Source organism: Rhodopseudomonas telluris (genome assembly GCF_042432815.1).
Classification (GTDB): Bacteria; Pseudomonadota; Alphaproteobacteria; order Rhizobiales; family Xanthobacteraceae; genus Rhodopseudomonas; species Rhodopseudomonas telluris.
The window spans coordinates 1,102,307-1,115,127 of record NZ_JBHLWM010000008.1 but is presented as its reverse complement, the minus strand read 5'-3'; the positions used below and the strand labels follow the sequence as shown (position 1 = coordinate 1,115,127).

Annotated in this window: 10 protein-coding genes; 5 read left to right on the top strand and 5 right to left on the bottom strand. The window is 63.8% G+C overall.

The window, feature by feature from the left end:
• Positions 1–8: 8 nt before the first annotated feature.
• The 4 genes from ACFFJ6_RS22595 to lptF all read right to left on the bottom strand — a co-directional run bounded on the left by ACFFJ6_RS22595 (position 9) and on the right by lptF (position 5,795).
• Positions 9–965 (bottom strand): peptidylprolyl isomerase, encoded by a 957-nt coding sequence (locus tag ACFFJ6_RS22595; protein WP_378392047.1) that lies wholly within the window; start codon positions 963–965, stop codon positions 9–11.
• 66 nt (positions 966–1,031) lie between these two features.
• Complete coding sequence (locus ACFFJ6_RS22590; protein WP_378392276.1) at positions 1,032–3,527, bottom strand: LPS-assembly protein LptD; 2,496 nt, start codon at positions 3,525–3,527, stop codon at positions 1,032–1,034.
• Positions 3,528–3,532: 5 nt separating this feature from the next.
• The gene (gene lptG / locus ACFFJ6_RS22585) at positions 3,533–4,618 is read right to left on the bottom strand and encodes an LPS export ABC transporter permease LptG (protein WP_378392045.1); all 1,086 of its coding nucleotides are present in this window, start codon (positions 4,616–4,618) and stop codon (positions 3,533–3,535) included.
• 10 nt (positions 4,619–4,628) lie between these two features.
• Positions 4,629–5,795, bottom strand: a complete 1,167-nt coding sequence (gene lptF, locus ACFFJ6_RS22580; RefSeq protein ID WP_378392043.1) for an LPS export ABC transporter permease LptF — start codon at positions 5,793–5,795, stop codon at positions 4,629–4,631.
• A gap of 405 nt (positions 5,796–6,200) precedes the next feature.
• Here lptF and ACFFJ6_RS22575 point away from each other — a divergent pair, with 405 nt between their 5' ends.
• From ACFFJ6_RS22575 to ACFFJ6_RS22565, 3 genes are all read left to right on the top strand, one after another.
• Positions 6,201–7,703 (top strand): leucyl aminopeptidase, encoded by a 1,503-nt coding sequence (locus ACFFJ6_RS22575; RefSeq protein ID WP_378392041.1) that lies wholly within the window; start codon positions 6,201–6,203, stop codon positions 7,701–7,703.
• A gap of 12 nt (positions 7,704–7,715) precedes the next feature.
• On the top strand, positions 7,716–8,168 hold the full coding sequence (locus ACFFJ6_RS22570) for a DNA polymerase III subunit chi (protein WP_378392039.1): 453 nt from the start codon (positions 7,716–7,718) through the stop codon (positions 8,166–8,168).
• Positions 8,169–8,290: 122 nt separating this feature from the next.
• Positions 8,291–8,791, top strand: a complete 501-nt coding sequence (locus ACFFJ6_RS22565) for a hypothetical protein (protein WP_378392037.1) — start codon at positions 8,291–8,293, stop codon at positions 8,789–8,791.
• A gap of 10 nt (positions 8,792–8,801) precedes the next feature.
• Here the strand turns inward: ACFFJ6_RS22565 and ACFFJ6_RS22560 are convergent, their stop codons facing one another.
• Positions 8,802–9,836: a helix-turn-helix domain-containing protein gene (locus ACFFJ6_RS22560; RefSeq protein ID WP_378392035.1), complete on the bottom strand. Its 1,035-nt coding sequence runs from the start codon at positions 9,834–9,836 to the stop codon at positions 8,802–8,804.
• Between the two features lie 170 nt (positions 9,837–10,006).
• On the opposite strand from ACFFJ6_RS22560, the gene ACFFJ6_RS22555 reads away from it, so the two are divergent.
• A complete protein-coding gene (locus ACFFJ6_RS22555; protein ID WP_378392033.1) occupies positions 10,007–11,203 on the top strand; it encodes a serine hydrolase domain-containing protein in 1,197 nt (398 codons plus the stop codon).
• Positions 11,204–11,230: 27 nt separating this feature from the next.
• Positions 11,231–12,820, top strand: a complete 1,590-nt coding sequence (locus ACFFJ6_RS22550) for an ABC transporter substrate-binding protein (RefSeq protein WP_378392031.1) — start codon at positions 11,231–11,233, stop codon at positions 12,818–12,820.
• Position 12,821: the final 1 nt, after the last annotated feature.

The window sequence follows — 12,821 nt, the reverse complement described above, 5'->3', positions numbered from 1 at the left end:
ACCGTTTGTCAGCGGCCGGAGCGGCCGGCGTCCACGCCACGATATTCGATCATCGCGGCATTGCGCACTTCACGCAAATAATCCTTCGACTTCGCCATGAATTTCTCGGCGAACATCTTGTCACGGATCTCACGCTTCTTGGGCGTGTCGGCGGTCGTCGGTTTGCGCCCGCACAGCGCCACCATCTCGATGCCCTGCCGGGTCGCTTCCGGCGCAGTCAGCTGACCGACCGGGGTCTTGTCCAGGACCTCGCGGAGCGCCGGCGGCAAGTCGGCTGAGGTCTTCACGACCATGCCGCGGATCGCGGTGTTGGGCAGCGCCTTGAAAATGCGATCGGCATCTTCGCAGCTTTGCACACGGCTACGCAGCGACTCGGCTTCCTTGCGGCGCGCTTCCATCGCTCCGCCATCAGAGCTGCGCGACACGATCAGCACGATCGGACGCATCTGATATTCGAAGCTCTCGGTGCTGCCTTTGTCACCGCCGCCCGTCGCCGCGAGTTGCGCCTGGATTTCTTTCTCGCCGACCAGCAGGCTGTCCTTGAAGCGGCCGCGCACCAGGCTGGTCCAAACCATGTCGGCCTTGATCTTGGACTTCAGGGTTTCGGGGCGAATGCCTTGAGCGGCCAGCATTTTCGTCATCTGGTCCTGCGACATTCGCATCCGCGAACTCATGCTGGCGAACGACGAATCGATGTCGGAATCGCTTGGCGAGACACCGTACTTCTTGCCTTCGCGGATCTTCACTTTCTCATCGATCAGTTCGTCCAGGATCTGTTGCCGGGTGCGTGACTGATGCGACAGCTTGTCCAGGCGGGAACGTTGCTCGATGTCGAAAGTGGTGATCGGTTCGCCGTTGACCATGACCGCCACGCTTTGCGCGCGCGCGACGCCGGTTCCGCCGCCCGTCATCGCCGCGCAGAACAGCGCGGCGATGAGAATGCGAAAGGTAAGCTTCGTCGTCATGGGTCGCGTGTGCCTCCCAGCCGATGTGAGTTGGTTCGGAATGGGGTTCCCCCCGGCGGCCCGGCGTTACTGTAGGCCGCTCGACCCGCCAGATACGCTCTGCTGCATCGCGCTCATTCCGATGGTGCGCAACCCGATCTGCAGCATTACCGAGTGATTGAGCGTCGGCGTGGTTCCGTAGTTGGTGTACGCGTAACCGGTCACATAGTTCAGGGCGAGGACGAAGCAATCGTCCACGTAACCGGCCCCGACGATATACTGGTTGATACGGTTCGCCTCAAGGTCCCAGCGCGCGCCGCCCGACACCACCCAGTTCGACGCCACCTTCACCGAACCGGTCGTCAGGATGCCCTGACGGCGGGTGAGGAAGCCCAGATCGGGTTGTGCCGCATAGCTGCCGTAGATGGTGCTGATCGACCAGCGATTGAACGAGGCCGAGGCCTCGGCTTCGAAGCGATTGACGGCACCGGTGGCCTCGTCGAACCGCGCACGGGTCGTGAACTTGTAGGTCGAGTTCGGCGAATAGGACACCCGCGCCACATAGTCGGAGCGGGGGGTGGCGAGGCCGGAATCGAGGCCCGTATTGGTGATGTCCTTCACCGCATACGAGTTCATGCCGAACAACTGGTAGGACTGGCCGAACAGCACGTTGATCGCGCCGCCGCGATCGAACTGCGTGGTCGCCTGAATGCCGACGTTGGCGCGGCCGCCGCCTTCGACCCGGTCATAACCGGAGAACTTGTCGACGCTGAACAGATTGCTGGTGTCGAACACCATGCTCTGCGCGTCTTCGTTCGGCAGCTTGCCCGCATAGGTTTCATTGGGCCGGATGATGACCTGAGCGATCGGCTCGATCGTCGTGGTGCCCCACGGCTGCACGTTGATGAACGGGTAGCGATATTCCAGTCCGACCGTCGGCATCACCCGGAACGCCTGGGTGTCTCCGACCGGCAGATAGTTGGACACGCCCGGCTGGTTCGAGATCGACGAGTCGATCGCGTCGGCGCGCAGCGAGGCGAACGGGGTCCAGATCTGGCCCCAGGAGTCGGTGAACGACCGGCGCCATTGCCCTTCGAAACTCGCGCGAGTGTAGGTGCCGGGGATGCCACGCAGCAGGCAGCTCGACGGCATCCGCGCGGCCGGGTCGGCCGACGTGTTCAGACACAGCCCCGACGTGTTCGCGATCGTGGTGATCGGGTCGAACTGCGCGGTCTGGCGGCTCAGGCTGGTGAAGTTCGTCTTGTAGCTGAACTCGCCGCCGAAGATGTTGTGATCGAGCGTCTTCGAATAGTCGAGCACCGGGTGGATGACCGGGATCTGCCCCTGAATGTCGGCCGCCGCCCAGCCGAGATAGTGAATGGCGCGCAGGTCGAAGTACGAGCGATTGCCGACGCCCGTCAGATAGATCTGCGACGTCGCTTCGGTGGTCTGATTGAGGAAGGTGCCCCAGCTATCGCGATACTGCGATAGCCGGTAGTCGAGGAAGAAGGCGCGATCTGACAGCAGAACGCCTTCCCAGCCGAATACCCATTTGTCGTTGAGCGCGAACTGGCCCTGAGTATCGACGCCGCCGCGGAAATTGCGATCACCTGGCTGGCCGGCGAATGCCGACGGATCGCTCTGGCTGATGCCATATGCGCGGATCTGATAGGCGCCGTTCAGCAACTGCTGGCGGAATTCCGCCTGCATCAGCACGCCCTGTTTGGTCGTGATGCGCGGCGTCAACGTCAGGTCGTAGTCAGGGGCGAGGGCCCAATAAAACGGGACCTCGAAGCCCACGCCGAAGGTGCTGTTCGAGGTCAGGAACGGCATCAGGAAGCCGGTCTTCCGCTTCACCGTCGGGTCGGGAGTCGAGAAGTACGGCAGATAGGCCATCGGAACGCCGAAGAACTCGAGCTGGGCGTTCTCGAAATACAGCATCTTGTCGGTCTGATCGTGGATGATCCGCGCGCCCTTCACCTGCCACAGCGGGGGCTTCTTCGGATTGTCCTTGCAGGGCGCGCAGGCCGTGTACACGCCGTTCTGGAACACGTTGTAGTCGCCGTCGGTCCGGTCAGCGCGCGACGCCGCGATCCGCGTATCCTCGGCGGTATCGACGCGCAGCGAATCGACGAAACCGTCGCGGTAGTCGTCGCTGAGATCGAGCATGTTGGCGTAGGTGATCCGACCGGTCGCGTCCGTCATCCGGACGTTGCCTTCGGCCCGCAGACGCTTGGTGTTCTGGTCGTAAACGAGGCGATCGGCCTCGACTGAGGTGCCGTTGTAGAACATCTGCACGTTGCCGACAGCCGACACGCGCTTGTTGTTGTAGTCGTAATTGACCTCGGTCGCCTGCACGAGCATCTGCCCGTTGTTCGCCGCCTGGGGCGGGCGCGGGCGGGCAGGGCGCGGATTGTAGGTGTAACCCTGCGCGTCGGCCGACGACATCGTCGCCAGATCGGCGGCGCCGGCGAGCAGCAGAACGGCGAGCGGAATCGCGCAGCTAGCCATGAGCGATCGCTTACGGCGCACGATGGTGCACCGCCGCGAAAACGGCAGCAAATCGCGGAGGGCGGCGATCATGGCCACTACCCGTCCTCCTGGTACAGCAAGGCCAGAAATCCAGCGAGACCGCCCACACACACGGGCAACCACGCTGCAGCAAGCGGATGCATCAACTCAGCCTTGCTCAAATCCTCAGTCACTTTCGACAGGATATAGAGCAGAAAGCCTGCCCCCACGCCACTCAAAACCATCTTTTGCACGCCGCCGAAACGGAAGAATCGCAAGCTGACAGAAGCAGCTAGCATGACCATCGCAGCCAGCAAAAACGGCTTTGCCAAGAGCTTATGGTACTGCAGCCGATACCCCGACGTCGCAAAGCCGGAGCTTTCTGACGCTTTGATGTATGACGGAAGTTGCCAAAATGACACACTTTCGGGGGTGGCAAAGCTGTTGCGGACCTGAGCCAAGGTAAGGGCGGTCGGCAACTTGAGGGTGTCCTGCTGTACCGGAGCGTCATCCAACGTGTAGCGTCGCACGTCTTTCAATAGCCAATAGCCCGGTTCGAGCACGGCTTCGCGGGCTTCGATTCGGTCCTTGAACTGGAAGTCGGGCTCAAACCGGAACACGCTGATGCCGGACAGCACCGCGCCCTGCTGCTGGCTGCGGGCGGCGTTGATGATGGCCTGGCCCTCGGGGCTGACCTGATTCATCCAGAAGCCGTTGGCGTCCTGCAAGCTGCCGGAGCCCTGTCCGAACAGCTCGGCTTCCATCTGCTTGGCGCGCTCCTGCATGTAGGCTGACATTGGATTGAACACGACGCTGGCGAAGACGCCGAGCGCGAGCGCGCTCCACAGCGCCGGGGAGATGAATTGCCAGGCCGAAAGGCCAGCCGCCCGTGCGATCACCAGTTCGAGTCGCCGCGACAGTGCCAGATAGCAGGTCATGGCGCCGATCAGGATGCAGAACGGCAGCAGCCGCTCGAGCAGTTGCGGCACGCGATAGAACGAAGCCTGCGCGATGGTCAGCGCCGAGACCGCAAGACCGCCGGCGCGCCGGAGCAGGTCGATGTAGTCGACGAACACCAGCAGCACGAACAGTCCGAAAAATACGCCGAGCGCCGAGATGACGAACCGGGCGGCGAGGTAGCGTCCGAGCGTGTTCAAAACCATCACGGGCACCTCAAGCCGGCATCGGACGCCGGACGAGCCGGCTCAGGGATGCAGTGAGGGCATTCAGGGCATCGACCAGTCGGGCCGGCGGCTCGATCACGACGTTCCGGCGGATCAGCCAGACGCTGACGGCGATGGCAATGACGAGCAACAGATATTGCAGACCCGCGACATAAGGTGTCTGATTGGCGATGACCGACAGCGCGAAGCCGGCCAGCCGGACCACGAAGGCGCACAGCACCGCACCGATCATCGAGAAGTTGCGGCTCTGCCGAGTGGTGCGAGCGAGACCGAGGAACGCGAAGGTTACGGCGGCAAAGAAGAACGGATAGATCGGCGCCAACAGCCGGTCGTGCATTTCCGAACGGAATTGCGTCGGCAACTGCTTCAGCAGCGGATCGTTAGGGTCGGGCCACATCAGTTCCCAGAGATAATGCTCACGGATGCCGTAGGCGACATCGCGGGCGCGCGAGAACTTCGACATGTCGAACGCGTAGCGGCTGAACGCCACCAATGCCGGTTCCTGCTGACCGGCCTGGAAGCGCTCGAGATGGCCGTCCTCGAGCACGAGGAAAGAGCCTTCGCTGTTCTTCAGCACAGTGCCGTGGTCGGCAATGATGCTGACGCGGTCGTTGGGATCACGGCGATCGTCGATGAAGACGCCGACCAACAGCCCGCCGGGCTGCCGCTCGCGGACACGGATGGTGAGATTCTGCTCGAGCTGGGCGAAGCGGCCCGGCTGCAGCACGTTGGCGAGCACGTCCGCGGTAATTTCGCTGTCCCATCGCGCGATCCGGCGCAGGCCGTCGGGCGCGATATAGGCGCCGATCAGGATGACGATCGCCGACACTACGAGCGTGGCGTAAACGAAAGGGCGGAACAGCCGCAACGGCGACAGGCCGGCGGCATTCATCACGATGATCTCTGAATCCGTGGCCAGGCGGTTCAGCGTGTGCGCCACTGCGATCATCAGTGCGATCGGCGCGATCACGAGAATCAGGACGGGAACGGCGAGGCCGGTCAGGCCCAGAAAGGTCAGGATGGTCTGGCCCTGGCTGGTCATTAGGTCGATGCCGCGCAAAGCCTGGGTAATCCAGATCACGCCGGTGAGACTGGCCATCACCACCGCAAACGACGTCAGGGTCGTGCGGAAAATATAGCTATCGATGGAGCCCATCGGCCGGCGAATTCCCCTGTCCCGGGATGAGCCGCCAGGACCCGAAACCGAGTCCTCCCCAGGCGGCCAACCTCGCGGGCTGTCCCACGATCACATTACCATCTATCTGATCTGTCAACAAAATGGCTGACCGGCGGCGGCTTCTGGACATGGTTAATCTTGCCCGACTGTACCCCCGGCGCCACGCTTTGGGGCTGGATGGAGGTGTCTCTGCACCGTCTTGCGGCAATCGCGAGCGTTCCCGGTCCGGGCGTTTGAGAGCGGCTGAGAAGAGAATCGCCTGATTGTTATACGCGACACAACAGCATGACGCAGATGTCAGCTTGACTTGAGGGCGCAGGGCTCCAAAACAGCACGTTGCACCCCGCCGTTTTCGTCACGGCCCGCCTTTTTGGAGGAATGCCAATGTCCGACGCCGTCAAGGTCGGCTTCGTCCCGTTTTCTGCTGCTGTCCGCGGCACGCTGGTCGTGTTCTGTGACGACGCGTTGAAGTTCGGATCGGCCACCAGCAAGGCGCTGGGCATTGCCGCCGCCACCGTGAAGCGGGCCGCATCCGCCAGCCAGTTCAAGGGCAAGTCGGGCTCGACTCTGGATGTGCTGGCGCCCGAGGGGCTGAAGGTCGGCCGGCTGATCGTCATCGGCGCCGGCAAGGCGACGGATCTGAAGGAGTTCGACGTTCTGAAGCTGGGCGGCGCGATCGCTGGAAAGATCGGCAGCGGCGACACCGCCATCACCGTGATCGCCGAATTGCCGGCCGCCGCGATGCAGCCCGAGCAGGCTGCGGCGATTGCCTCAGGCATCCGGCTTCGCGCTTACAAGTTCGACCGCTACAAGACCAAGAAGAAGGACGACGAGCGGGGGCCGGTCAACACTGCGGTGTCGATCGCGGTCGCGGATGTCGCTGCGGCGAAGAAGGCCTTCACCCCCGAGAGCCACGTCGTCGATGGCGTCATCCTTGCCCGCGAGCTCGTGAACGAGCCGCCGAACGTCCTCTATCCGGACGAGTTCGCCAAGCGCGCCGCGCAGCTCAAGAAGCTTGGCGTCGAGGTGCAGATTCTCGACGTCGCGGCGATGACCCGGCTGAAGATGGGAGCTCTGCTCGGCGTCTCGCAGGGCTCGGCCCATGACGGCCGCACCGTGATCATGCGCTGGAACGGCGGCAAGAAGGGCGAACAGCCGATCGCCTTCGTCGGCAAGGGCGTCTGCTTCGACACCGGCGGCATCTCGATCAAGCCGTCGGCCAGCATGGAAGACATGAAGGGGGATATGGGCGGCGCGGCCTGCGTCGTCGGCCTGATGCACGCGCTCGCCGCGCGGAAGGCCAAGGTGAACGCGATCGGCGCGATCGGCCTGGTCGAGAACATGCCGGACGGCAATGCGCAGCGGCCGGGTGACATCGTCACCTCGATGTCGGGTCAGACCATCGAGATCATCAACACCGACGCCGAAGGCCGCCTCGTTCTTGCCGACGTGCTGTGGTACGTGGCGCAGAAACACAAGCCGAAATTCATGGTCGATCTCGCCACGCTGACCGGCGCCATCATGGTGGCGCTGGGCACCGACCACGCCGGCCTGTTCTCCAACAACGACGAACTGGCGCAGCGCCTGACGGAAGTTGGTCTATCCACCGGCGAGAAGGTGTGGCGGATGCCGCTCGGCCCGGAATACGACAAGCAGATCGACTCGCAGTTCGCCGACATGAAGAACACCGGCTCGCGCAACGGCGGCTCGATCACCGCGGCGCAGTTCCTGCAGCGCTTCGTCGACGGCACCCCGTGGGCGCATCTCGACATCGCCGGCACCGCGATGGGCGCGCCCAAGACCGACATCAACCGCAGCTGGGGTTCGGGTTACGGCGTGCGGCTGCTGAACTCGCTCGTTGCGGAGTACTACGAAGCCAAGAAGTAGCCGCGGGACGCGATGACCGAAGTGCTGTTCTATCATCTGCAGGGACGGACGATCGAGCAGGTGCTGCCGCCATTGCTCGAGAAGTCGCTTGCGCGTGGCTGGCGGGTGGTCGTGCAGGCGGGGTCGGAGGAGCGCGCGGATGCGCTCGACGGTCATCTGTGGACCTATCGCGACGACTCGTTCCTGCCGCATGCCACGTGGCGCGTCCCTGACGCGCCACAGCAGCCGATCCTTCTGACGGCGGAGGACAGCAATCCGAACGCCGCATCGGTGCGGTTCCTGCTCGACAGCGCGGCGCTGCCGGCCGACGCGGAGAGCTACGACCGCATGGTGCTGCTGTTCGATGGCGACGACGACGATGCCGTCGCCATGGCGCGCGACGCCTGGAAGCAGTGCAAGGCGCGGGGCTTCGATGTGACCTATTGGCAGGCCGACGCGGAAGGACGATGGCAGCGTCGGCAATAGTCTCGCCGACGCGGTTAACGATAGACTGGAGCTTTCCGCGCACTACGCCGTGCCGGTCACGGTGGTGCCGTAAAGCGATGTTTGGACGGATGCTGATGCAGCGGGATGGGATAAGATCAATCGTGCAACACAAGCTTTCCTGCCGACCAGTGATGCTCTCGCTGGTGCTGGCGGCGCCGCTGCTCGCGGGCTGTTCGAACGCGTCGGATTATTTCTCGCGCGATGCCGAATGGTTCTCGCGCCCTGGCCGCGTGTTCATCAAGAACATCTCGATCGAGACGCCGCCGCTGACGCCGGACAAGCCGGTGACGCCGGAAGACCTGATCAGCGCCGATGGCGCGTGCCCCGGCATGCCGCAGCCGGGCGCGGAAGCCGATGCAGCCGCCAACCGCGGCGGTACGGTCGCGCTCAATCACACCGAATGCGATGTCGCCCGCGGCATGGGTACGCCGGACAATGTCAGCCTCTCGACCAATCCGCGCGGCGACCGAGTCGCGGTGCTGACCTATTCGAAGGGGCCGCGGGCCGGCATCTATACGTTCACTGCCGGGCGGTTGACCTCGATCGAGCGGGCGCAGGAGCCTGTCGCGCAGCCGAAGTCCAAATCTCGGCGTCGCCAATAGACCGTCATCTCTACGCCGCGCGGCCGCGGCGCAGAGTTTCCGACGGCAGCTCGCAGAAGTGCCGCTTGTAGTCGAGTGAGAACTGGCTGAAGTGCCAGAAGCCGTGGCTGGCGGCGACATCGTAGACGCCGGTGTGCGGATCGCGGCAGTGTTTAAGGTCGCGCCGTACGCGGTTGAGCCGGACCGCACGTGCATAGGCGATCGGCGTAGTGCCCAGCACGTGTTGAAAGCAGTAGTTCAGCTTTCGCCGGCTGACGCCGACATGCCTGCAGACATCGAGGATCGACACGGCTTCGTCGCCGGTCGCGAGCATCAGCTCGCAAGCGCGATCGACCGTGCGTTTGCGCGCTGCAGCGCTGCGCACCTCGTCGCACGGCCGCGCTGTCGGTAGCATGTCGGTGATCTCCACCAGGACTGCGTCTTCGATCGCCTGAAACAGAGACGGTTCGTCAAATGCGTCCGGCGAGGCGGCGAGCGTGTCGTAGACGTCGGTCAATAATTGCCGAAGCCGCTGCAGTGCAGCAGTTTCCATCTCGATAGCGCGGAGTTGGTGCCAAGCATCCTGGGGCAGGGCGATGCGGAGGGTGTCGGCAAGTTCTTCAACCAGTTTGGCGCTTGTGACCACACCCCGCAATTCGAACTGTTCCGGCGTGCACATGTCGACTTCGGCATCGAAGCAGGCGATCACTCGGGTCGGCGTGATACTGACGCCGTTGAAGCTGACCTCGCCGCTGGCTTGCCAGGGCAGGGCGATGCCGAACCGATCCACGCCAAGCTGACCGTATTGCCGGACCTGCTGGCTGGTGTTTTCTCGAAATACTTCGACACGGGGAAGCGACAGCAGAGCGAAGCTGCCGCGAAATGCGCCGGCGCTGATCTGATCGTAAGCAAGTCGCCAGGCGCCAAGGCTCGCGCAATGTTCGTCGACGTCGGTGCTGCTCGCCTGCAAGACCTGCGAACGCGGGCTTTCTTCGGCACCGCGCGGCAACGCGGCCGAATTTCCGGCGGTTGATGTAGGTGGCGATAGAGCAGCGGTGCTTTGCATCTGCTGACATTAGGCAAGATTTACGCCAAAACCGAACCCATCGGGCGTGATCGTTTAAAGATTTGCCGATTTTCGATAACGCCCATCGCGGTCGGTGGGCTCAGATACCTCTCGCGCGCTGCAGTCGTCCCCTTGGACGGTATCAAAATCCGCAGCGCCGGGAGTTGACGATGCGACCGAGCGAGATCATGCGCGGCAGCCCTGCTGCCCCGCAGGCGCAGGTGACCCGCGCCAATTGGAGAACCTTCCCAGCCATCAGGTGGGGCTTCACCCACGTCAGGGAATTGCTTCCGACCGCGGAGATCCGCCGCGCGGATCAGGCTTCGCCGCTGCCGATGGCGCCGCGCGAGATCCTCGGCCTTGGTTTCGTGGCGCCTGACGGCACCGAGACCTCCGTCTCCGCGACCCTGCAGGAGACGTTCGCCGACGCGCTGCTGGTAATGCATCGCGGCGCGCTGGTTCATGAATGGTATGGCGACGGCATGACGGCCGCCACGCCGCATCTGATTTGCTCGGTGAGCAAATCGATTGCCGGCACGCTCGGCGGTGTACTTGTCGGGCGCGGTCTGATCGACCCGGATGCACAGGTGGTGAGCTATCTGCCGGAGCTGAAAGGCTCCGCCTATGACGGCTGCACCGTGCGCCATCTGCTCGACATGACGGTCGGCATTGCCTTCGAAGAGAACTACGAAGATCCAGCGGGCGATGTGGCCCGCTATCGCTATGCGTCCGGCTGGGATCTGCCTCCGCCCGGAGTGGAGGTTACTGATCAGCGTAGCCTGCTCGCCCGGATGCCTGCGAGCGGCAAGCCGCACGGCAAGGTGTTTCACTACGTATCGCCGAACACCGACGTGCTTGGCTGGGTTTACGAGCGCGCTTGCGGCGCCTCCTATCCGGCGATCCTGTCCGAGTATCTGTGGCAGCCGATGGGGGCGGCCGAGAACGCCTCGATGACGTTGGATGCGCTCGGGGCGTCGCGCAGCGCGGGCGGCATCTCGGCCACCGCACGCGATCTAGTGCGGTTTGGTGAAATGATCCGTTGCCGCGGCAACGTCGCCGGGCGGCAGGTCGTGCCCGGCTGGTGGATCGACGACATTCACACTAACGGCGACTCGCAGGCCTGGGCCGATGGTGATCTCGCCGAGATCTTCCCCGGCGCCCGCTATCGCAGCAAGTGGTACACGATCGATCCCGCGCGCGGCGACCTTGCCGCAATCGGTATCCACGGCCAGTGGATCTACGTCGACGTTCAAACCGACACCGTCATCGTCAAGCTCGCCACGCATCCGAAGGCGATGGACATCGCTCTCGACCTGCGCTGGCTTGCGGCCTACCGCGCGATCGCCGCGCATGTCGCCGCATCCTAATCAATCGATTTGCACCAGGAGCTCTCCATGCTGACGACCTTGAATCGCCGCACGATCCTGAAAGCCGGTGCCGCCAGTCTGGCGGCCGGGATGATGCCCACCATCGCGCGGGGAGCTTCGTCCAAGACGATCCGCGCCGTGATGCACGCACCGCTGCGCGCGACCGACCCGGTGATCAACACCGCATGGACCGGACGCAATCACGGTCTCAACATCTACGACACGCTGTTCGCGATGGATTCGAAGTTTCAGGTCCGTCCGCAGATGGTCGAGAGCCACGAGGTCTCTTCGGACGGCTTGACCTACACCTTCGTGCTGCGCCCGGGGCTGGCGTTCCACGACGGCGCCCCGGTCACCTCGGCCGACGTCGTCCCGTCGCTGCAGCGCTGGGGCAAGCGCGACACGATGGGCGGTCGCATGATGGGTTATGTGGCCGAGTTCAGGATGGTCGATCAGCGCACCTTCCAGATCGTGCTGAAATCGCCTTACGGCCAAGTGCTGCAGACGCTGGCAAAGCCGGCGAGCATCTTCCCGTTCATCATGCCGGCTCGGCTCGCGCAGCAGCCTCCCGAGCAGCCGGTCACCGAATTCATCGGGTCGGGGCCGTTCCGCTTCCTGGCATCCGAATTCCAGCCCGGCAGCCGCGCCGCCTATGAGCGGAATCCGAACTACGTGCCGCGCGCCGAAGCGCCGGACGGGCTCGCCGGCGGCAAGGTGGTGAAGGTCGATCGCTACGAGTGGATCAGCATGCCGGACATGCAGACCGCGGCCAATGCGCTATCGAACGGCGAGATCGATTTCCTCGAAGCACCGCCGCACGATCTTTTGCCGAAGCTTGCCCAGGACAAGAAGCTCGTGGTCGCCGACTACAATCCGCTCGGTTTCATGTCGGTGGTGCGGATGAACTGGCTGACCGAGCCGTTCAATCGACCGGAAACCCGGCAGGCGCTGATGTACGCCAGCGATCAGGTCGACTGGCTGGAGGCGCAGGTCGGCAACCCCGATTACTACCAGCCCAGCGCGGCGATGTTCGGGCCGAACACGCCGTTCGCCTCCGAGTCCGGCTGGAACGGCAAGCCGGACCTCGCGCGCGCCAAGGAATTGCTCAAGAAGGGCGGCTACAACGGTGCGCCGGTCGTGATGATGCAGGGCACCGACTCGCCGATGCTGTACGGCTCGTCGACCGTGACCGCGCAGAAGCTGCGCGCGCTCGGCATGAACGTCCAGGTTCTGACGATGGATTGGGGATCGATCCTGGCGCGGCGCGCCAAGACCGATGCTGCGGCACAGGGCGGTTGGTCAGTCTATCACTATGTCACGACGACGGCGGACCTGATGAATCCGCTCACCAACACCCTGATCGACACCCGCGGCAAAGCGAGCGGCATTCCGGGCTGGCCGGAGGATGCCGAGGTCGAGGCGCTGCGGGCCAAGTTCGCGATGGAGCCGAACCCGGAGGCGCAGAAGGCGACCGCCGACGCGATTCAGGCCCGCGCCTACGAGGTCGTGACGCACATTCCGGGCGGCCTGATCAAGCAGCCGGTGTGCCATTCCAAGGCGCTGACCGGCATCATTGCCGCGCCGGCGCCGCTGTTCTGGAACGTCGAGAAGGTGTGAG